The sequence below is a fragment of the Streptomyces sp. AK02-01A genome, from assembly GCF_033795305.1.
Lineage (GTDB): Bacteria > Actinomycetota > Actinomycetes > Streptomycetales > Streptomycetaceae > Streptomyces.
This window is the reverse complement of record NZ_JARBAE010000003.1, coordinates 78,503-97,311: the sequence shown is the minus strand read 5'-3', so window position 1 is coordinate 97,311 and position 18,809 is coordinate 78,503. Positions and strand designations below refer to the sequence as shown.

The window sequence follows — 18,809 nt, the reverse complement described above, 5'->3', positions numbered from 1 at the left end:
GCCTCTCCACGGGCCCTGCTCCCGCCTCTCCGTATCAACTCCGCCGCCCCACCCAGGGAGACTGGCATGAACGGCTACGACATCATCGACGAGGCGGTGGTCGACGCCCCCACGGACGTCGTCTGGAACGCGCTCGTCGCCGAGTTCCGCGGTGCCGCCGCCTGGTGGGTCCCGCACAACACCTTCGAGACCGTGACCGGCGCGCCCGACGTGGTGGGCGGCGAGGTCGCGGTGACGGTTCACACCAAGGGCGTGGACAACGGTGGCCTCAAGCTCCGCTTCACCGCGCGTACGCGGTCGGTCGAACCGGGCCGCAGGCTCAGCGTCGAGTATGTCGACGGTGTCTTCCGCGGCCCGAGCGACTTCATCCTGGAGCCGCTGGACGACGGCCGCCGTACCCGGGTCAGCATGCACTTCCGGGGCCGGCCGCACGGCAAGCTGAAGCTGATCTCCAAGGTCGCCGACATCGGCGCGGAGCATTCGAAGGCGACGCTCGCGGCCTTCGCCGCGCTCGACAAGCGGCTCGCGAAAGGCGTGAGGGCGCGATGAGCCGCACCACAGCGGCCACCACGGCCGCCGCCGTCTCCCTCGCCGGGGAGACCACGGTACGTACGGACGACGGCGCGGCTCTCGCCGTCACCGTCCTCGCTCCGCTGTGCGCCGGTGCCGGCAGCGGTACGACGGTCGTGCTCGCGCACGGCTGGGCGGCCGGCCGGCGGGTCTGGAGCACGGTCACCGACCGGCTGATCCGGTCCGGTCACCGGGTGGTGCTGTACGACCAGCGCGGGCACGGCGCGTCGAGTCTGGGCAAGGAGCCGATCGCCGTACGGCGGTTCGGTGAGGACCTGGCCGCCGTGCTGGGCGAGACCGGTTCCCGGGACGCGGTGCTCGTCGGGCACTCCGGTGGTGGTTTCGCCGCCATGGCGTACGCCACCGCCGACCCGGCCGCCGCGCGGCGGCTGCGCGGGCTGGTGCTGCTGGGCACCGCCGCGCACGACCAGGAGACACCGGACAGCGAGGTACGGATGATGGGCAGCGCGCTGTTCTCGCGGGCCCTGAGGCGGCCGGCGCTGGGCCGGCGGCTGCTCGGCCAGACGATGGGCAAGAAGGCCGATCCGTACGCTCTGGAAGTCAACCGGCAGATGTTCGCGGCGCTCTCGCCGCGGGTGCGCGCCGACTGCTTCCGTTCGTCGCGCGGTATGGATCTGCGCGCGGGACTGGCGGCGGTGCGGGTGCCCGCCGTGGTGCTCGCGGGTGAGCACGACCGGGTCGTCGGGCCGGAGCTGGGCCGCGCGGTCGCCGACGCGCTGCCGGACGCGCGGTTCGACCTGCTCCCGGGCGCCGGCCACATGCTGCCGCTGGAGCGGCCGGCCGAGATCGTACGCGCGGTCGCCGGGCTGGTCGCCCGGTCGCGCGCGTGACCCGCACGGTGATCGAGGAGATTCTGCCTCCGGGCGTCAGGTCGGCCGAAGCGTTCGACGATCTGGCGCCCGCTCCGCTGTTTCCCGAGGAGGCGGCCCTGATGGCGGGCCGACGGCCGCGGCGGCAGCGGCAATTCGCCACGGCACGCGCCTGCGCGCGACGCTCTCTCGCCGAACTCGGCCTGGCGCCCGCTCCGTTGCTGCCGGGGCCCGGCGGCGCTCCGCTGTGGCCGGCCGGGGTGGTGGGCAGCATCACGCACTGCGACGGCTACCGCGCGGCGGTCGTGGCCAGGTCGGCGGAGGTGACCGCACTCGGTATCGACGCGGAGCCGGCTCTTCCGCTGCCGCGCGGTGTGCTCGCGCTCGTCGCCTCGGGTCCGGAACGGGAGGCGCTGGAACGGCTCTCGCGCGAGCGTCCCGGGCCGTCCTGGGACCGGCTGCTGTTCTCGGCGAAGGAAGCGGTCTACAAGGCGTGGTTCCCGTCGGCGGGACGCTGGCTGGGCTTCGCCGACGCCGAGGTGCGGCTCGGCCCGGCCGGTACGTTCACCGCGCGGCTGCACCCGGCCGACCCGCCTCCGCGCGCGTACACCCGGTTCGCCGGCCGGTGGCTGATACGCGGAGAACTGCTGGTGACGGCGGCGGTGGGAGTGCGGACGCCGGAGGCTCGGTAAGCATCCGCCGGGACCGCGTGATACCTCGACCGCGTGCGGTACGGCGCCGACGGCGACCCGCGAACCGGCCTCGCCGAGGCGGCCGGGCCCCGGCGGAATCAGCGGTCCAGCACCACCGTCCGGGCCGGCGCGCCGGGCCGCCCGGCGGACTCGGCCCGGCCGCCTCTGCGAAACTCCTGAGGGCTCACGCCGCGTACGCGCTTGAAGGCGGCGCTCAGCGCGAAGGCCCCGCTGTAGCCGACCCGGCGGGCCACCGTCGCCACGGTCGCGTCCGGCTCACGCAGCAGGTCCGCGGCGAGTGTGAGGCGCCAGCCCGTCAGATACGCCATCGGCGGTTCCCCGACGAGCTGCGTGAAGTGGCGGGCGAGTCCAGCCCGGGAGACTCCGACGGTGTCCGCGAGCGACGCCACCGTCCAGGCCTTTCCCGGCTGTTCGTGCAGCAGCCGCAGCGCCGGACCGACCACCGGGTCGCTCTGGGCGCGGTACCAGGCGGGAGCGCCGGACTCGGGCGCCGCGAGCCAGGTGCGCAGCACACTGACGAGCAGCAGGTCCAGCAGCCGGTCCAGGACCAGTTCCTGGCCGATCTCGTCCTTGCCGATCTCCGCGGCGAGGATGTGTACGAGCGGGTTGTCGCCGGCTTCGGCGGGGCGGACGAGCAGTACGGGCAGCGCGGCCAGCAGCCGCCGGCCGATCTCGCTGGGCGCCTGGTAGGTGCCGCTGAGCATCACCGCGGAGCCGACCCGGGTGTCGTCGCCCCAGGTGCGTACTCCGAGCGCCATGGTCTCGGTGACGTCCTCGCCGTCGGTGGTGTTGCAGCGCTGTTCGGGCCCGACGACGATCTGGACGGCCGTCTCGGGCCGGTCGGAGATGGTGTAGGCGTCGGGGCCGCGCATCACCGCGACGTCTCCGGGCCGCAGTTGGACGGGACGCCCGTTGTCGGGAAGCACCCACGCGTCGCCGCGCACCATCGTCACCACGGAGATGGGCGCGCGGTCCTCCACCCGGAGGGACCACGGCGGATTGAAGACCGACTTGAGCAGGAACGCGCCGCGGGCCTTCGGACCTTCGAGCAGACCGGTCAGTGTGTCCATGTCATCACCTTAGACGTCTCCGTATGAATGGTCACCGGATTCGACAGATCCGTCTCAGGAGGAGCGATGTCACAGCGGGCGCGATGAGGCGCGCCCGCCCTCCCCGCGGGGGAACGATTAGGAGGGCGGGCGCGGTCCGGGGCGGACGCCGGCGGCCGGCCGGTCATCCGGTGGGTCAGGGCCGGGCGGCCGCGCCTCGGCCGTGCAGGACGAGAGCGCGTCCGAGGGCACCGAGGGCCGCCGTACAGGCCAGCGTGCGGACGATGTTGGCAGCGGCCCAGGGCCGCTCGAAGCTGCCGCGCAGCGCGCCGAAATCGGTGTTTCCTGGCGACGGACCGGGCCGGGCCAGCATCCTGTTGAGCGGGATGTTGACGCACATCGTGATCACGACGGACAGCGCGTAGAGGGCGAAGGCGGCCCGGGTCCAGCGCGCGGCGTCCGGATGCCCGAGGCGCCGCTGGAGAGCGGCGGCGATCCCCGTGGCGAGGAACACGCCGACGAACAGCAGGCCGAACAGGGCGCTGTTGTCGATGACCTCGTTGATGCTCCGCATCACGGTCACGAAGGTGTGGTCGTCGGCTCCGGCGAGGCCGGGCATGACCGACACGTCGAAGGCGAAATAGAGCCCCGCCATCAGTCCGGTGCCGACAGCGGCGGCGACGAGCACGGGGCGGGCGGCCGCGTCACGGCGGCCGAGGGTCACCGGCGAGGCGCCGGGTGCGGCTGGAACGGTGTGCATCGGGCTTCCTCATCCGGTCGGTCGTCGGGGCCGGGGCGCGGCGCCATGAGAGTGGACGGTGCGGTCAGGACGGCCTGGTCACACCGGCGAGGGTGCGTTCGTAGCGCCGCCGCAGCACGGTGTTGCCGATCAGCCGGACGGGCGGCGGGATGGTCGCGGCCACCTGGGCCACGGAACGCCGGTCCGCGCCGTCGAACATCCAGGGCTGCAGCGAGCTCATCACCTTCAGTGGCGCGCTGGCGATCACCTTCCGCTCGACCGCGAGGTACTCGTCCGGCGAGAGCCGGGCGAAGACGGGGAAGGACACCGCCTCCTCGTCCCTGAGGTGGTCGCGGAGGACGGAGCCGAAGCGGGTGGCGGCGGTGACGACCGGCGCGTCGCCCCGGAGTGCGGACGTGACCGCGTCCATGGCCCGGTCGAGGACCGCGTGGTCCTCGCCGAGGAGCCGCGCCTCGGCGGCGAACTCCGGCGCCGTCCTGAGCAGTCCGGGCCAGAGCACATCGTCCTCGCTGCGGTGGTGCCAGTCGATGATGTCGCGCAGTTGCTGCCACCAGACACCGGCCGGGCCGAGCCCGGCACTGGTGAGGACGGGCGCGGCGGCGAGCAGCCGCTGGGCGTCACGGCGCATCGCGATGTGCATCAGCGCGAATCCGTGGAAGTGACCGGGCAGGGAACGGAGTCCGTGCTCGCTGGACATGGGGGTACTCATGGCCGCCTCCTCATGGTGCTGCGTCGTTCTCTCAGGGCCCCGGCGGTGGTACCGGCCGCGGAAGTCCTCCGCGGCCGGCGCCACCGGCCGTACTACGTGGTCAGACGTTCCAGACGCCGCTCGCGGCGGCGTCGCGGGCGAACTCGGAGAAGTCGCGGGGCTTACGGCCCAGGGCTTCCTCCACACCGTGCACCAGGTGCGCGTTGCGCCCGTCGAGAACCATGCCGAACAGATCCGCGAATTCGACCGGCAGGCCGTTCTCCGCCAGCACGGCGCGGTACGCGTCCTTGGTGACCGGGATGTAGGCGATCGTCCGGCCGGTGGCCTTGGACAGCTCGTCGGCAACATCGCCGTAGCTCAGCAGCCGCGGACCGGACAGCTCGTAGGTCTTGCCGATGTGCTTGGGATCGGTCAGCGCGGCGACGGCCACATCGGCGATGTCGTCGGCGTCCAGGAACGCCTCAACGGAGTCGCCGGTCGGAAGGGCCAGCTCACCGGCGAGGACGGGCTCCAGGAAGAAGCTCTCGCTGAAGTTCTGGTTGAACCAGCTCGCCCGCACGACCGTCCAGTCCGCGCCGGACTCCTTCAGCTTGTCCTCGCTGATCCGCGCGCCCTCCTCGCCTCGGCCGGAGAGCAGCACAAGGCGGCGCGCGCCGCCGGCGACGGCGGCCTTCGCGAACGCTCCGACGGCCTCGGCGGCGCCGGGGAAGGCGAGGTCCGGATAGTAAGTGACGTATACGGCTCCGACACCTTCGAGCGCGCCCTCCCAGGTGGCGGGATCTTCCCACACGAAGGGCACATCGGCGTTGCGCGAGCCGATCCGTACGGGCAGGCCCCGTGCGGCGAGCCGCTCCGCGACCCTGCGGCCCGTCTTGCCGGTGCCACCGATGACAAGGGTCGTCTTCGTCTCTGTCCGGGCGTTCTGCGTGGTCTGAGTCATGAGTACAGTCAAGTCCACTCCCGTGAGACGCGACATAGCCACAAAGCTCAGTTCCATACGCGTGCGTCCAGGGTCTCTCCGCGGAGGCGCTCGCCGGACACCGGTGCCCTCTCCGGACCGGGCCGGTTCCGGCCGGAGTTCAGGAGTTGCCCATGCCGCCGCAGACGTTGATCGCCTGAGCGGTGATGGAAGCGGCGCTCTCCGACGTGAGATAGCCGACCAGGCCGGCGACCTCCTCCGTGGTGGAGTACCGGCCGAGCGGGATCTTCGCCTCGAACTGCTCCTGCACGAAGTCCTCGGTGGTGTCCCACGCGGCGGCATACCCCTGCCGGACCTGCTCGGCGATCGGGGTCTCCACATATCCCGGGCAGATCGCGTTCACCGTGACGCCGACCGGTGCCAGCTCCTTGCCGAGCGCCCGGGTGAAGCCGACGACGCCGTGTTTGGACGCGGTGTACGGGGCTCCCATCAGAACGCCCTGCTTCCCGGCGATCGAGGCGATGTTGATGATGCGGCCGTAACCGGCCTCCACCAGGCCGCCGTTCAGCAGCACCTCGCGGGTCAGCAGGAACACACCATTGAGATTGGTGTCGATGACGTCGTACCAGAGTTCGTCGGTTATCTCGGCGGTGGGCCCGCCGCCGCCCCGGCCCGCGTTGTTCACCAGGACGTTGACCGGGCCGAACTGTCCGACGACGGCGGCCACCAGAGCGCGGACCGACGCCCGGTCCCGTACGTCGGCCACCGTGCCCTCGGCCTCCAGTCCCTCCGCGCGTAGATCCTCGACGGTCTGCTTCACCTCTTGGGCCGTCCGCGAGCAGATGAACACACGATGACCTCGCCGGCCCAGTTCCCGTGCGACGCCGAGACCTATCCCGCGTGTCGCGCCCGTGATCAGGGCCACCGGGTTTCTTGGCGCCCTCACCGGATTTCCCCGGCACTCGGCCGACCTGGAATGTGAATCTCCACGGTTTTCCTCCGTACCTCGTCGAATCCCCGTCGAATCGCACCTCTTCGACGCCGGGTACGTTAGTCGCGCGCGTACTTTGGTCCTTGAATTCTTGAGCACCCGTCAAGTCCGTCTCCAAGACCCTTATTCGCCACACGCGGCAGGGCACCTGAAGGCCACCGGACGGTTCCGGCGGAATTTCTTTTCCATTCGCCCAAACGGCCCTGACACCGGAAAGCGACCCGGCCGGAAAGCGCGGAAGGCCGATTCCACGGCCGCCCGGCTGAGGGCTGTCCCGTAATCCCTGGTGGATCAGCGCGCGGCGTCGGACGCGGTGGATCGCGAGGCGGAGGGGCGCTCGCACACGGGATGTATTCGAGCGTTCCGGCGACGCGGCGAGGCGACGCGGCTGCCGTCGCGCGCCCGCCGGGGATCACGGGACAGCACTCGGCAGCGGACGGCGGCATTACGGTGTGTGCTCGTCCGGGCTTCAGCTCACGCGCACGAGGGGCTCGCGAGGCGTCTCCGCCGCCGGAGGCGCGGACTCCGGTCCCGCCATGAGAATCGATCGCTGCAGCCGTCGCAGCCCCGCGGACGGTTCGAGACCCAGCTCCCTCACCAGCGTGCCGCGCAACCGCTGATACACGTTCAGCGCCTCACCGCGGCGCCCCGAGCGGTACAGCGCCAGCATGAACTGGCCGTGCAGATTCTCGTGGGTGCGGTAACGGCTGACGAGCACGGTCAGTTCGGCGAGCAGCTCGCGATGGCGGCCCAGCCGGAGATCGGCTTCGATCCGCTGGTCGAGCGCGCACAGCCGGCTCTCCTCCAGCCTCTTGATCTCCATGTCGAGCTGGGCCCCGCCCTGCACATCGGCGAAGGCCGGCCCGCTCCACAGCGCGAGCGCCTCCCTCAACTGCCGGGCCGCGCGCGGATGGTCGCCGGCGTCCATCGCCCGGTAGCCGAGACCGGCGAGCCGGTCGAACTCCCTGACATCACTCGTCCCGCCGCCGCTGTCGAGGCGGTAGCCGCCCGGCAGGGTGACCAGTACATCCTTGGCGGTCCGCTCCTCGCCTTCGTCGGCCCCGTGTGTCAGAGCCGTCGCGATGAGGGACCGGAGTTGCAGCACGTAGGTCTGGAGCGTGGTCCGGGCGCTGCGCGGCGGCCCGCCGGCCCACAGCTCCTCGATCAGCGCGGTCACGGGCACCACTTGGTCGGCGTGGAGCGCCAGTAACGCGAGCACCTGCCGCGGCTTGGGTGCCGTCGGTGTGATCGATTTCCCGTTCTGTCTCACAGCCAATGCGCCCAGTACGTCGATGTCCACGCGTCTCCCCAATCCCTGCAGGTGAAGTCAGTACCGTTCGAGGCCGCTCACGGGGTGCGATTGCTGCGCATGGATTCAAAAACAGGACAGACGGTTTGTCAATACCAAACCGTCCAGACTGTTTTTTGTTAACTCTCCGTACATCGATCTCACTCTTCGATCATGACCCGGGCTCGATTCGGGCACTTCGGACCGGTCAGGCGGGCTTCTCGACACAGGGGCCCGGCACGGTCATCGGTGAGCAGGACCCGCAGGTCACCACGGTATCCAGAGCGCGCCGCGCGGCGATTCTCGGTAGTATCAGCTCCCAGAACCGGGTCAGCGTACGCCGCGAGATCCACTCCTTGTCGTCCCGTGCTCCCAACACCTCAAAACCGACCGTTGCCGCCATGACGGCACACACCACATCGTCCGGCGACACTCCGTCCGCCAAGTTGCCCTCGGACGCGGCGCGCTGCAGCACGCTCTCGATCCAGCGCCGCCACTGCCGTCTCAGGTCGAGGCCGCCGGTACGCGAGATATCGCCGCTCAGCTCGAAGCCGGCCCGTACGACGACGCTCTCGTCGAGGCCGCGCATCAGCGCGTGCGTGGCGTCGACAAGCAGTTGCAGCGCCTCCGTCCCCTCCGCCCGGCAGCGCTCCGTGAGCAGCCGCACCTCCTGGCCGGCTTCCTCCTCAACAGCCCTGGCCAGGGCTTCCTTGGTGTCGAAGTGAAAGTGCAGCGCACCGTTGCTCACTCCGGCCCGCCGACTGATCGTGGTGAGCGACGCCGGCACGAACCCCTCGCGTGCGAATACCTCCGCGGCGGCCCGGATCAGCGATCGACGCGTACGGGCGGCACGCTCCTGCTTGACCATCAACGTCTCCAGATGTCGGGAAGACCGGAAGGCGATGCGCGGTACGCGGCCCGACATTAACAAACCGTCGACGCGGTTTGTATAAGGAATACGCGACTCTGGACCGCCGGCCCCTCTCCGAGGGACCCCGCGACTCAAGAGCGACTCAAGACACACTGGAGCGCGGCTGGAGAGCGGCTTGATCGAATGAACCTCGTCGGAGCGGTGACCGGACGGTGGGATCGGCGAATCGGCGGAGCCGCTCGGTCACATCCCGTCAGCCGACCGGTCACGGCCCGTCAGTGGAGCGACGTCGGGGGCGCCTCAGCCGTCGGCCGGCTCCCGGCCGTCCGCCCGGTCGGCCGCGTCAGCCGTCTCCGTGGTCTCCGCCGCGGCGAGTATCCGGGCCGCTTCGACCCGGGCGCCGCGGTCGTGCGCCACATCCAGTCCGAGCAGCAGACGCGGCATCACCATGCTGGGCAGAAGGTGTTCCCACATCACCGAGACCCGGCGCTCGACGTCCTGACGGCCGGCCATGACCCGCGAGTAGACATGGATCCCCGTCCAGGCACCGACGAGCAGCTCGGCGGTCTCCCTCGGATTCACATACGGCAGGAGCTCTCCGCGCTCCTTGGCCTGGACCAGCAGGTCCTCGCTCAGCCGGGACCACACCGGGAAGGGGCCGTCGTCGGAGAAGTCGACCGATCCCTGCTCCACGGCCAGGCGCGTACCGGCCCGCAGGATCATGTCGTGCAGCGAGCGGTGCGCCACGACCATCGTCACATCGATCAGCTCCTGGACCTTCCAGTCCGCCGGGCCCACGACAAGATCTCTGGTCTGGGCGCGCAGCACGCCCCGGGCCAGATCCTCCTTGGACGGGAAGTGGAAATAGAGAGCGCCCTTGGTCACCGCTGACCGTGCGAGAATCTCCGCGATCGTGGCGGCGTCATAGCCGTACTGGTCGAAGACCGAGGCCGCCGCCTCCAGGATCGCAGCGCGCGTTCTGATCGCTCGCTGTTGCTGCGCCATGCGGTGGCTCCCGTCGTGCTGTACGAGAGGTCTTCGCGCCGCCCGCACACGAGACCTCTGCCGTTCCACGTCAAGCCTACCGACTAAACCGGGCGGTCTGTATATTCCCCGGCTCCGGGAGAGCTCGATCCCTCCCGTCCCGCATCCGTGCTCCACGGGGAGACTTCATGTCCGACATGGCATTCCGGATGGACGGCCCTTCGCGCACCGAGACTCCGGCCCGGCCGGCCGGCACCGAAGGCCGGGTCCCGGCAGGGCCACGACTCACCACCACGGTGCCCAGAGAATTCGTGCACCGCGCCGCGGTGGCGGAGGTGCTGCTCACCGGCTGGCACAGGACCGACGAGGCCCGCTTCGCGGTGACGGCCCAATGGCCGCGGCTGCACAGCTTCTTCAGCCCGGTCCAGGGCCGCCACGATCCGCTGCTGGCCGCGGAAACAATCCGCCAGGTCGGTTCCCTGCTGGCGCACACCGAGTTCGGTACACCCCTGGGACACCATTTCCTCATGCGGGACCTGTCCCTCACCGTCGAGCCGCGGCATCTCGCGATCGGTGAGGTCCCCGCCGGCCTCGAACTCGACGTCACCTGTTCGCGGATACGGCGGCGCGGCGCCGAACTCGCCGGGCTGCGCTACGAGGCCGTCGTCCACCGCGACGGGCAGACCGTCGCCACCGGCGGCGCCTCCTTCGACTGCGTCGCTCCCGCCGTCTACCGCCGACTGCGCGGAGAGCGCGCCGTCTCCTCCGGCGTACGGAGACCGCCGCTGGGAACGCCTGTCCCGCCGGGCAGCGTCGGCCGCTCCACACCGCTGGACGTGGTGCTGTCCCCGACCGGCGACGCCCAGGTCTGGCAGCTCCGTGCCGATCCCGGGCACCCCATCCTCTTCGACCACCCGGTCGACCACATCCCGGGCATGGTCCTGCTCGAAGCGGCCCGCCAGGCCGCCAACTCGCTGATGCGTGCCGGTCATTGCGTACTGACCAGCTTCTCCGCCGAGTTCCCGCGCTTCGCCGAGCTGGACCTGCCGTGCCGGATCGAGGCGCGGAACATGCCCGGCGACTTCGCCGGACTCCCGTCGGTCCTGGTGACCGGCCACCAGGAGGACGAAGAGGTGTTCCGCTGCGTCGTCAGCGCGCCGCTCTCCGACTCCTGAGGACGGAGCGGGTCCCGCCGGTGCGGGCCCGGCCCGCACCGGCGCGCGCCGGCCGACTCGGCCCGGGGCGGTGGGAAGCCGTCTCACAGCACGGTGAAACCTCCGTCCACCGGAAGGACCGCGCCGGTGACGAACGAGGCCCGCTCACTGCACAGCCAGGCCGCGGCCTCGGCCACCTCCACCGGATCCGCCGTGCGCGGCTGCGGGGTCGACCGGTGAAGTAACTTCTCCGCCTCGGGATATCTGTCGAACCACTCCTTCACCACCTCGCTGCCCGCCATGCCCGGCGCGATCGCGTTGACGCGTATCCGCCGGGCTCCGTACTCCGCGGCGGCCGCCCGGCTCAGGCCGATCACGGCATGCTTGGCCGCCACATACGCGGCGGAGACGGGTGTCGCCACCAGCCCGGCCACACTGCTGCTGTTGACGATCGAACCACCTCTGCCGCTCTCCAGCATCACGGCGATCTGATGGCGCAGACCGTTCCACACACCACGGACATTGGTGTCCATGATCGTTTCGTATTCGTCGTCGCCCGTCAGATGCAGCGGTGTCTGCTGGGCGCCCAGGCCCGCGTTGTTGAAGGCCGCGTCCAGTCCTCCGAAACACTCCACCGCCGTCCTCACCGCGCGGGCCACATCGCTCGACCTGGCCACATCACCCACCACGTATTCCGCCTTCCCACCCGCCTCTCTCACTTTCTCCGCGACGGCCGCGAGCCGCTCCTCCCGCCGTGCCAACAGCACCACCGAAGCCCCTTCGCGCGCGAAGACCGCAGCGGCGGCGGCACCGACGCCGCTGCTCGCGCCGGTGATGAGAGCGGTTTTCCCGGTCAGCATGAGTGAGTTGGTCGACATGGCCGGAGTGTGCCAGTGGGCCGCCCGTCGCGGAGCACTTTGAGATTTTTCCAAGCCGGACAACCGGCCAGGGCGCGTCGCGAACGTCCCACCTGGCCGGCGACGCCCTCCGGGCGGACGGCGCCACATGCGCGGCACGACCTAATACGCTTGTCCGGTGCTGTCCGCCGCGTGTTCCTCGACCACGTCGAGATACGCGGAGGTCCGGGCCCGCGAGGCCGGACGCCATGTCGGCGGGACCCTCCGCAGCGCGCGCCGCCGGGAGCGGCGGGTGAGCAGGTCGACGGAGAGAGCGGTCCTCGGTGACAGCAGAAAGGCACGGGCCCGCCGCCGCACCCGGTGCCGCAGGGTCAGATAAAATCCCAGGGCCACAAGGAAGTTGACGGCCACTTTGCCGACGATGCCCCAGACCGAGTTCAGCAGTGGCGAGTCGAAGAACCAGTGCATGGCCATGGCGGTCAGTACGCAGAGCACCGCCGGAATGATCCGGCGGCGCGCGGGCCGGTCGTCATGGGCGAGCAGGATCCCGATCCCGGTTCCGGCGACGGCGCTCATCGCCCAGTGCGAGCCCAGACCGGTCAGCAGGACCCGGGTGGCGAAGGACTGCGTGACATCGGTGCTCCCGTTCACTCCTCCACTCGCCAGAATGGAGTTCATCGCGTACGTCCAGTTCTCCACGACCTGGAAGCCCAGCCCGGTGAACGCGCCGAGGAAGAACCCGTCGAGCGGCCCCCGGACCAGCCGCCGCGCGCCCAGGGCGATCAGCGCGACCCCGGAGAGTTTGAGGAGTTCCTCGTTCAGCGGTGCGGTGAGGGCCGCCGCCCACCGGGATCCGAAGTCGATACCGGCCTCCTTGAACCAGATGCCCTGCAGCCCCGTATTGGCCACGATGGCGCAGCCGGTCGCCGCGGTGGCTCCCCAGGCGACGGCGCTCCAGGTCCACACGCGCCGCGGTGGCTGGATGGGCCGTAGCCGCCTCAGCACCGCCACGCCGATACCGAGAGTGATCACGAGCAGCGCCAGCGCCAGCAGCCCCAGGCCGGGAAAGACGCGGATGACGGCGGCGAACTCGAAGATGATCAGTGCCGCGCCCAGAAGGCACAGAGCGGCGCAGAGCCAGCCGACCGGCCGCCGTCGCAGGTGACGGCGCACGGACGCGTACGCCGCGGAGGCGACGTCCGTCGTCACAGCCTCTCCCCCGGAAAGGAGACGCTGCGGGCCGTGGCCGTGGCGTCGGCCAGCGGGCCCGGTCCGGTCCCCGGCTCCGCCAGTACGATGACCTCCACCGCGTAACTCCGCCCGGGCGGCAGCCACACGGTGGCCGAACCGGCCCGGCCGTCCCGGATCAGTGCCCCGGTCCGGCCCACCGCTCCCCCGGCGCTGATGACCGGCCGGGGACTGCCCAGGCGGCTGTCGCCGTCCGCGACGGACTGGACCTTGCGCAGCCCCGTCCACAGCTCTGCGACTCCGCCGGTGCCGGGGAAATCGACATAGTCGGCGACGAGCTCGACGCCGTCCCGGGACAGTGTGTACGCCGAGTCGGGATCGCTCGCCGACTTGCTCAGCACCCAGCCCGGGCCCACCACTCGCAGCGTGGCGATGTCGTCCGCCGGTCCCAGTTCCAGGATCGTGCCGTCCCGCAGGCCCTCGCCGTTGTCGAGGGTCTGGTCGATCAGCGGCCAGCCGGCCGTCAGAGCGGCCATGACAAGCAGGACGCCGACGACCGGCCACCGTGCGGACCGGAAGGACCGAGGAGGTGAGTGCCGGGTGGCCGATGCGGAGTCCATTCACCCACCGTCGGCCAGGCGCGGCTCCTACGCAGCGTCAGTGACTCATACGGGTGGTCGACGAGCCTGTGCGGATCCTCCCGCTCAGAGGACGGCCCGGGCGTCGTGACGCAGAGGTGTCAGTTGTTCGATGTCATAGCGCAGCCGCAGCTCGGCGATCGCTTCCGGATCGGGCGGCCCGCCGTCCTTGAGGATGCCGAGCAGCTCCTCGAAGTACCGCTCGTGGTCGGACGGCGGTGACGCCTGGAAGAACACGGTCGCCGGTCCGTCGCTCCGGTTGGCGAACGCGTGCGGGCAGCCCGACGGTACGACGATGACCGTGCCCGGTGTCGCGCGCACCGCCTTGAGGCCCGACGGGGACTCCCAGTGCCGCCAGTCGCCGGTCAGTACACGCGGTTCGAAGGCGAGGACGTCCAGCTCACCGTCGAGTACGTAGAACAGCTCCTCGCTGTGCGCGTGCCGGTGGGCGCCGACGTCGAAGCCGGGCGGGACGACGACCTCGAAGCTGGAGGCGACCCGCGAGTGCTCTCCGGTGACCTTGAACGTCACCTGCTGGGCCGCGGTGCGGATGGTGGTGCCTCCGCCCGGTGGGACGATCAGGCCCTCGCTCTGCCTCAGCCGGGTCATGCGGTGCTCCAAGACGGTGGGATGCGGTCGTACGGCCGGGCGCGGCGGCCGGCGGTCGTGCTCGTCGCGTTCGCCGTCACAGCCGGCTCACCGGTTCGCCGGTGGGCGGGCGCTTGGTCTTTCCCGGCGAGGTGCCCAGTACCTGGCGTTCCGCCGTGTCGTGTCCGGTGCCGGTCCCGGTGGTGGTCCAGCGTCCCAGGCACATCTCGGCCGTGATGCCGGGCCCGAAGCCCGCGATGATGCCCCGGGCGCCGTCGGCCGCGCCGCCCTCGTCGAAGAGCCTGCGCACGGCGTCGAGGACGACGGCGCTGGCGATGTTGCCGTACTCCGTGAGCGTGCCCCGGCTGAACCGGAACGCCTCGGCCGGCACTTCCAGGAAATGGCTGAGGTCGTCCAGGATGCGCGGCCCGCCGGCGTGGATGATGTAGAAGTCGAGGCCGCCGGCGTCCCAGCCGTGTTCCGCGGCCATCGTCCTGAGCGCCGGTGCCAGCGGTTCCATCGTGGTGGGCACCCGCTTGTCCAGCAGGAAGTGGAATCCGGTCGCCCGGACGCTGTAGGCGATCCAGTCGGTCGTGTCGGGCACCAGGTGCGAGCCGTTCCGCTCCAGCACGACGCCTATGCCGCCCTTGCCGCGTACGACGGCGGCGGCGACCGCGTCGCCGAACAGGCCGTTGGACAGCAGCGAGCCGACTCCCAGGTCGGTCGGCTGGTAGCACAGCGAGCAGAACTCACACGCGATGATCAGCACGTTGGCTTCCGGGTACGCCTTGCAGAAGTCGTGCGCCCGGTTGATGGCCGCACCGCCGGCGGCGCAGCCGAGCTGCGCGATCGGGAGCTGCCGGGTGTAGCTGTTGAAGCCCATGGTGTTGATCAGCCAGGCCGTCAGTGAGGGCATCATGAAGCCCGTGCACGAGACGTAGACGATCATGTCGATGTCCGCGGCGCGCAGGTCGGCGTGGTCGAGAGCGCGGCGTATCACGTCCGGCACCCGTGCCTTGGCCTCGGCCTCGTACAGCTTGTTCCGGTCCTCGAAGCCGGGATGGCGAAGTGTCTGCTCGATGGGCTGGACGATATGGCGTTGGGCGACTCCGGTGTTCTCGATCAGACGAAGCGCCAGCGCCAGTTGCGGATGGTCCGCGTGCAGCGAGCGAGCGAGAGCGAGGGTGTCCTCCATCGTGATCACGTGCTCAGGGACCGAGACCGCGGGTTTGCACAGAGTCGCCACGACGCTCTCCTTCACTCGTGTTCGCAGTGAACTGCGGCCCACACTCATGGGTGTTCCGCCACCCCGCAACCCGGGAAACACGGGCGAAACGGGTGGTAGCAGGGCCCCTCGGGGAGGGACAGGCGCCCGATCAGAAGGACCTTCGCGGGCTCCATCCGGGTGAATTACGGAAGGTACGAGCGGGATGGCGGATCCGGCCGCACCGCCGGCTCCCGGGGCCGGATCCGGTGACGGCCGCCGCCCGAGCGGCACGGGACGGCCTGCCGAAGAAAACCGACTGCCCTGATCCCTTCACGCGCGGGCTGTCCGATGCCGGCGTCCCGCCGGAACGGACCTGACGCGGGCGGACTTCCTCGGAGCGACGGCGCGCCGGACCTCGGCCGCGCCAATTATTGTGCGCGCGGGAGGTGTGACAAATCTCGTTGAGCACTATAGTACGGGGTGGGCGGTTTGTTTTCCGCCGCGGCCAAGGCCGGGCCCATGGGCTCCCGTCCCGGCCGCGGCGACAGATGGTTCGGCGCGACCCGGGTCCGTAGAAAGGCTTCTCATGGCAACACAGGAGCGCGCCATCAGGACGCGCCTGGCGATCCTGGAGGCGGCGGGCGCGGTCTTCGACGAGTACGGCTACGCGTCGACGACACTCACCATGGTCCTGGAGCGGGCTCAGGTCACCAAGGGCGCCCTCTACTTCCATTTCCAGTCGAAGGAAGCCCTGGCCCAGGCGGTACTGGACGAGCAGGTGCAACTGGGCAGTGTGCCGCCGCAGGCATGCAAGCTGCAGGAGGTCATCGACATCACCTTCGCCGTGGCCCATCGGCTCCTGGAGAACGCCCTGCTCAGGGGAAGCGTCCGGCTCACCGTGGACCAGGGCGCGCCTCCCGGTGTCGACCACAGCGGGCCCTTCCGCCAGTGGCCGGAGCATCTGATCGCACTGATGGAACAGGCCCGTGAGCAGGGCGAGTTGCTGCCCAGTGTGCAGCCGCGTGACACGGTGGAGCTCCTGGTCGGCGCGTTCGCCGGAATCCAGTTGATGTCCCGCGCGCTCACCCATCGTGAGGATCTGGGCCGCCGCGTCTCCCTGCTGTGGGAGCACATCCTGCCCAGCATCGCGGTCCCCGGGCTGATGTCCGGCATCGACACCGCGCCCGACCGGGGCGCGCGTGTGACGGCGGCGAGTCTCTCCGTCTGACCGATGATTCTGCTGACCGGAGTCACCGGCACCGTAGGACGGCTGGTGGCGGAGCGGCTGCGCACCGACGAACCCGTCCGTATTCTCTCCCGCGATCCCCGTCGTATCGCCGCGCTCACGGGCCCCGGAACCGAGGTCGTGGGCGGCGACTTCGCCGATCCGGCGAGCCTGACAGCGGCGCTGCGCGGCGTCAGAGCCGCCTTCCTCGTCACCTCCGACCCGCTGACCCACGCGCATGACGAGCACTTCGTCGCGGCGGCCCGCGTCGCCGGCGTACGCCGCGTGGTGAAGCTCTCCGCGCTGGCGGTGGCCGAGCCGGACGCGACCGATCTGATCACCCGCTGGCAGCGGGACAACGAGGAACTCGTCCGGGCCTCGGGCGTCGAGTGGACCTTCCTGCGGCCCCGGGCCTTCATGTCCAACACACTGGGCTGGGCGCGTTCCGTCCGGGACGACGGCGTGGTGCGCGTATTCAACGGCACCTCACCCCATGCCACCGTCGATCCCCGCGACATCGCCGACACCGCCGTGCTGTCCCTCACCGGCACCGGACACGGAGGCCGGGCCCATCCGCTGACCGGACCCGCCGCGATCAGCGCGGTCGAGCAGGTCGGAGTCCTGGCGGAGCTGCTGGAACGCCCCCTTGAATGTGTGGAATTGACGCCGCATCAGGCGCGCGAGAGGCTGCTTGCCCGCTATCCGGCCGCCGTGGCCGACGCGCTCATGGAAGGCGCCGTACGACAGCGGTCCGGTGCCAAGAGCCGGGTGGAGCCCACGGTGGAGGCCCTGTTGGGCCGGGCGGCCGGGACGTATCGCGCCTGGGCGGAAGACCATGTCCGGGCCTTCCTGCCCGTCTGAAGAACCCTGCCCGGCTCCTCAGGACTCTCCTCCGTAGGAGAGTTCGCTGGCCAGGAGGGCGGCGCCGACGACCCCGGCCCGGGAGCCGAGTTCGGACATGACGATCGGCAGATTCCCGGTGGCGAGCGGAAGCGAGCGTTTGTACACCACGCTGCGGATCTCGGCGAGCAGGACATAGCCGAGACCCGACAGACCGCCGCCGATCACTATCATCGACGGGTTCATAAAGCTGACCAGGGTGGCGAGGACCTGTCCGACCCGGTGTCCGCCGGTCCTGATGAGATTGACAGAGGCGTTGTCGCCGCCGGAGGCGCACTCTCCGACGTCCACCGCGGTCAGTGTGCCCTGGACGGCGAGCCGCTCGGCCAGCGCTCCCGACTGGCCGGAGCGGGCCGCCTCGGTGGCGTCCCGGGCGAGCGCGACGCCACCGAAGTACGCCTCCAGACAGCCGGTGTTGCCGCAGGAACAGACGGGCCCGTCGGCCTCGACCTGGATATGGCCGATGTCCCCGGCGCATCCCTCCGCGCCGCGGTAGATGCGTCCGTCGTGCTGCACACCGGAGCCGATGCCACTGCCGATCTTGACAAAGAGCAGATGGTCGACGGCCCTCGCGACCCCGCTGTGTTTCTCACCGAGGGCCATCACATTGACGTCGTTGTCGACGACCACCGGGCAGCCGTGTTCACGGGCGAGTGTGTCGCGCACCGGGTAGCGGTTCCAGCCCACCATGATCGGCGGCGAGACGGGGACGCCCTCCCGGAAGCTGACCGGTCCGGGAAGGCCGATGCCGATGGCGTCGAGACGGCTGTAGTGGCCCTGGGCGCGCATCGTGTGCAGGAGTTCGCTGACCCGGTCCAGTACGGCGACCGGTCCCGAGCGGATGTCGGCGGCCTCGGAGCAGGAGGCCACCGGTTCGAGGCCGCCGTCGGTGATCTCGATGTCGATCGAGCTGGCGCCGAGGTCGACGGCGGCGAACCGGAGACCGGGATCGAGCTGGACGAGGGTGGAGCGACGGCCGCCGCGCGAGGCGGCAGGCCCTGCCTCCAGGACCTTTCCGGTGGCGAGCATGCGATCGAGTTCGGCGAGCAGTCGCGGGCGCGGCACTTCCAGCTTGTCCGAAAGCTGGGCACGGGACAGTGGGCCGTTGTCACGCAGCAGGCTCAAAACGCGGTACTGGATGCTCACGGGCTCACTTCCTCGGAACACCATCAGGATCGGCATCCGGAACGATAGTGGAGTCGTGCCGGGCGTCAGGCCGCCGCTGTGCGGCCGCTCGCAACTTTCACACATATTGCCAGAAGTTTTTTCCAGTTCGACGAAACTCTGTAAAGAAGCACCGCTCACGGAGACACGGGAGGGCAGGGGTTGGAGCCCCTGCCCCGTGGTGGAGCGCCACCTCGCCGGTGC

20 protein-coding genes are annotated in these 18,809 nt (G+C 70.4%); 6 read left to right on the top strand and 14 right to left on the bottom strand.

Translation table 11 applies throughout. The features are described from left to right. Positions 1-66: 66 nt before the first annotated feature. The 3 genes from PV679_RS05305 to PV679_RS05295 are packed head-to-tail and all read left to right on the top strand — an operon-like array spanning position 67 to position 2,092. Positions 67-549, top strand: coding sequence for an SRPBCC family protein (locus PV679_RS05305; protein WP_319678844.1), 483 nt, complete (start codon positions 67-69; stop codon positions 547-549). Further along, positions 546-1,421, top strand: coding sequence for an alpha/beta hydrolase (locus tag PV679_RS05300; protein WP_319678843.1), 876 nt, complete (start codon positions 546-548; stop codon positions 1,419-1,421). The genes PV679_RS05305 and PV679_RS05300 overlap by 4 nt, the downstream gene beginning before the upstream one ends. Next, positions 1,418-2,092 (top strand): 4'-phosphopantetheinyl transferase family protein, encoded by a 675-nt coding sequence (locus tag PV679_RS05295; RefSeq protein ID WP_319678842.1) that lies wholly within the window; start codon positions 1,418-1,420, stop codon positions 2,090-2,092. Before PV679_RS05300 ends, PV679_RS05295 begins: the two co-directional genes overlap by 4 nt. A 98-nt stretch (positions 2,093-2,190) precedes the next feature. Here the strand turns inward: PV679_RS05295 and PV679_RS05290 are convergent, their stop codons facing one another. The 8 genes from PV679_RS05290 to PV679_RS05255 all read right to left on the bottom strand — a co-directional run bounded on the left by PV679_RS05290 (position 2,191) and on the right by PV679_RS05255 (position 9,705). After that, on the bottom strand, positions 2,191-3,183 hold the full coding sequence (locus PV679_RS05290; protein ID WP_319678841.1) for an AraC family transcriptional regulator: 993 nt from the start codon (positions 3,181-3,183) through the stop codon (positions 2,191-2,193). 175 nt (positions 3,184-3,358) lie between these two features. Then, a complete protein-coding gene (locus PV679_RS05285) occupies positions 3,359-3,922 on the bottom strand; it encodes a DUF1772 domain-containing protein (protein WP_319678840.1) in 564 nt (187 codons plus the stop codon). Positions 3,923-3,986: 64 nt separating this feature from the next. Further along, the gene (locus PV679_RS05280; RefSeq protein ID WP_319678839.1) at positions 3,987-4,631 is read right to left on the bottom strand and encodes a hemerythrin domain-containing protein; all 645 of its coding nucleotides are present in this window, start codon (positions 4,629-4,631) and stop codon (positions 3,987-3,989) included. Between the two features lie 100 nt (positions 4,632-4,731). Further along, the gene (locus tag PV679_RS05275) at positions 4,732-5,571 is read right to left on the bottom strand and encodes an NAD(P)H-binding protein (RefSeq protein ID WP_319678838.1); all 840 of its coding nucleotides are present in this window, start codon (positions 5,569-5,571) and stop codon (positions 4,732-4,734) included. A 139-nt stretch (positions 5,572-5,710) separates the two neighbouring features. Beyond that, on the bottom strand, positions 5,711-6,496 hold the full coding sequence (fabG, locus tag PV679_RS05270; protein ID WP_319678837.1) for a 3-oxoacyl-ACP reductase FabG: 786 nt from the start codon (positions 6,494-6,496) through the stop codon (positions 5,711-5,713). 514 nt (positions 6,497-7,010) lie between these two features. Then, entirely contained in the window at positions 7,011-7,841 is an 831-nt protein-coding gene (locus PV679_RS05265) for an AfsR/SARP family transcriptional regulator (protein ID WP_319678836.1), read from the bottom strand. Between the two features lie 196 nt (positions 7,842-8,037). Beyond that, positions 8,038-8,697, bottom strand: a complete 660-nt coding sequence (locus PV679_RS05260) for a ScbR family autoregulator-binding transcription factor (protein WP_319678835.1) — start codon at positions 8,695-8,697, stop codon at positions 8,038-8,040. A 303-nt stretch (positions 8,698-9,000) separates the two neighbouring features. Continuing rightward, positions 9,001-9,705 (bottom strand): ScbR family autoregulator-binding transcription factor, encoded by a 705-nt coding sequence (locus tag PV679_RS05255; protein WP_319678834.1) that lies wholly within the window; start codon positions 9,703-9,705, stop codon positions 9,001-9,003. A 167-nt stretch (positions 9,706-9,872) separates the two neighbouring features. Between PV679_RS05255 and PV679_RS05250 the strand changes: the two genes are divergently transcribed. Beyond that, complete coding sequence (locus tag PV679_RS05250; protein WP_319678833.1) at positions 9,873-10,859, top strand: ScbA/BarX family gamma-butyrolactone biosynthesis protein; 987 nt, start codon at positions 9,873-9,875, stop codon at positions 10,857-10,859. Between the two features lie 83 nt (positions 10,860-10,942). Here the strand turns inward: PV679_RS05250 and PV679_RS05245 are convergent, their stop codons facing one another. The 5 genes from PV679_RS05245 to PV679_RS05225 all read right to left on the bottom strand — a co-directional run bounded on the left by PV679_RS05245 (position 10,943) and on the right by PV679_RS05225 (position 15,355). Further along, on the bottom strand, positions 10,943-11,716 hold the full coding sequence (locus tag PV679_RS05245; RefSeq protein ID WP_319678832.1) for a glucose 1-dehydrogenase: 774 nt from the start codon (positions 11,714-11,716) through the stop codon (positions 10,943-10,945). A gap of 141 nt (positions 11,717-11,857) precedes the next feature. Next, positions 11,858-12,904 (bottom strand): PrsW family intramembrane metalloprotease, encoded by a 1,047-nt coding sequence (locus PV679_RS05240; protein WP_319678831.1) that lies wholly within the window; start codon positions 12,902-12,904, stop codon positions 11,858-11,860. Next, positions 12,901-13,503, bottom strand: a complete 603-nt coding sequence (locus tag PV679_RS05235) for a hypothetical protein (RefSeq protein ID WP_319678830.1) — start codon at positions 13,501-13,503, stop codon at positions 12,901-12,903. Before PV679_RS05235 ends, PV679_RS05240 begins: the two co-directional genes overlap by 4 nt. An 84-nt stretch (positions 13,504-13,587) precedes the next feature. Next, positions 13,588-14,130 carry a cupin domain-containing protein gene (locus PV679_RS05230; RefSeq protein WP_319678829.1) on the bottom strand — a complete coding sequence of 181 codons (543 nt, stop codon included), beginning with the start codon at positions 14,128-14,130 and terminating at the stop codon, positions 13,588-13,590. Between the two features lie 76 nt (positions 14,131-14,206). Further along, positions 14,207-15,355 carry a type III polyketide synthase gene (locus PV679_RS05225; RefSeq protein WP_319678828.1) on the bottom strand — a complete coding sequence of 383 codons (1,149 nt, stop codon included), beginning with the start codon at positions 15,353-15,355 and terminating at the stop codon, positions 14,207-14,209. Positions 15,356-15,902: 547 nt separating this feature from the next. Between PV679_RS05225 and PV679_RS05220 the strand changes: the two genes are divergently transcribed. Both PV679_RS05220 and PV679_RS05215 read left to right on the top strand, forming a co-directional pair. After that, positions 15,903-16,544: a ScbR family autoregulator-binding transcription factor gene (locus PV679_RS05220; RefSeq protein WP_319678827.1), complete on the top strand. Its 642-nt coding sequence runs from the start codon at positions 15,903-15,905 to the stop codon at positions 16,542-16,544. Between the two features lie 3 nt (positions 16,545-16,547). Continuing rightward, positions 16,548-17,402 carry an NAD(P)H-binding protein gene (locus PV679_RS05215; protein ID WP_319678826.1) on the top strand — a complete coding sequence of 285 codons (855 nt, stop codon included), beginning with the start codon at positions 16,548-16,550 and terminating at the stop codon, positions 17,400-17,402. Between the two features lie 18 nt (positions 17,403-17,420). Here PV679_RS05215 and PV679_RS05210 read toward each other — a convergent pair whose 3' ends face one another. Beyond that, on the bottom strand, positions 17,421-18,587 hold the full coding sequence (locus PV679_RS05210) for an ROK family transcriptional regulator (RefSeq protein WP_416069655.1): 1,167 nt from the start codon (positions 18,585-18,587) through the stop codon (positions 17,421-17,423). Positions 18,588-18,809 lie beyond the last annotated feature (222 nt).

Coding starts and splice junctions, on each gene's coding strand:
- PV679_RS05285 (WP_319678840.1), bottom strand. CDS start 3,922: ATGCACACCGTTCCAGCCGCACCCGGCGCCTCGCCGGTGACCCTCGGC.
- PV679_RS05260 (WP_319678835.1), bottom strand. CDS start 8,697: ATGGTCAAGCAGGAGCGTGCCGCCCGTACGCGTCGATCGCTGATCCGG.
- PV679_RS05245 (WP_319678832.1), bottom strand. CDS start 11,716: ATGTCGACCAACTCACTCATGCTGACCGGGAAAACCGCTCTCATCACC.
- PV679_RS05290 (WP_319678841.1), bottom strand. CDS start 3,183: ATGGACACACTGACCGGTCTGCTCGAAGGTCCGAAGGCCCGCGGCGCG.
- PV679_RS05220 (WP_319678827.1), top strand. CDS start 15,903: ATGGCAACACAGGAGCGCGCCATCAGGACGCGCCTGGCGATCCTGGAG.
- PV679_RS05275 (WP_319678838.1), bottom strand. CDS start 5,571: ATGACTCAGACCACGCAGAACGCCCGGACAGAGACGAAGACGACCCTT.
- PV679_RS05250 (WP_319678833.1), top strand. CDS start 9,873: ATGTCCGACATGGCATTCCGGATGGACGGCCCTTCGCGCACCGAGACT.
- PV679_RS05230 (WP_319678829.1), bottom strand. CDS start 14,130: ATGACCCGGCTGAGGCAGAGCGAGGGCCTGATCGTCCCACCGGGCGGA.
- PV679_RS05300 (WP_319678843.1), top strand. CDS start 546: ATGAGCCGCACCACAGCGGCCACCACGGCCGCCGCCGTCTCCCTCGCC.
- PV679_RS05235 (WP_319678830.1), bottom strand. CDS start 13,503: ATGGACTCCGCATCGGCCACCCGGCACTCACCTCCTCGGTCCTTCCGG.
- PV679_RS05280 (WP_319678839.1), bottom strand. CDS start 4,631: ATGAGTACCCCCATGTCCAGCGAGCACGGACTCCGTTCCCTGCCCGGT.
- PV679_RS05215 (WP_319678826.1), top strand. CDS start 16,548: ATGATTCTGCTGACCGGAGTCACCGGCACCGTAGGACGGCTGGTGGCG.
- PV679_RS05305 (WP_319678844.1), top strand. CDS start 67: ATGAACGGCTACGACATCATCGACGAGGCGGTGGTCGACGCCCCCACG.
- PV679_RS05255 (WP_319678834.1), bottom strand. CDS start 9,705: ATGGCGCAGCAACAGCGAGCGATCAGAACGCGCGCTGCGATCCTGGAG.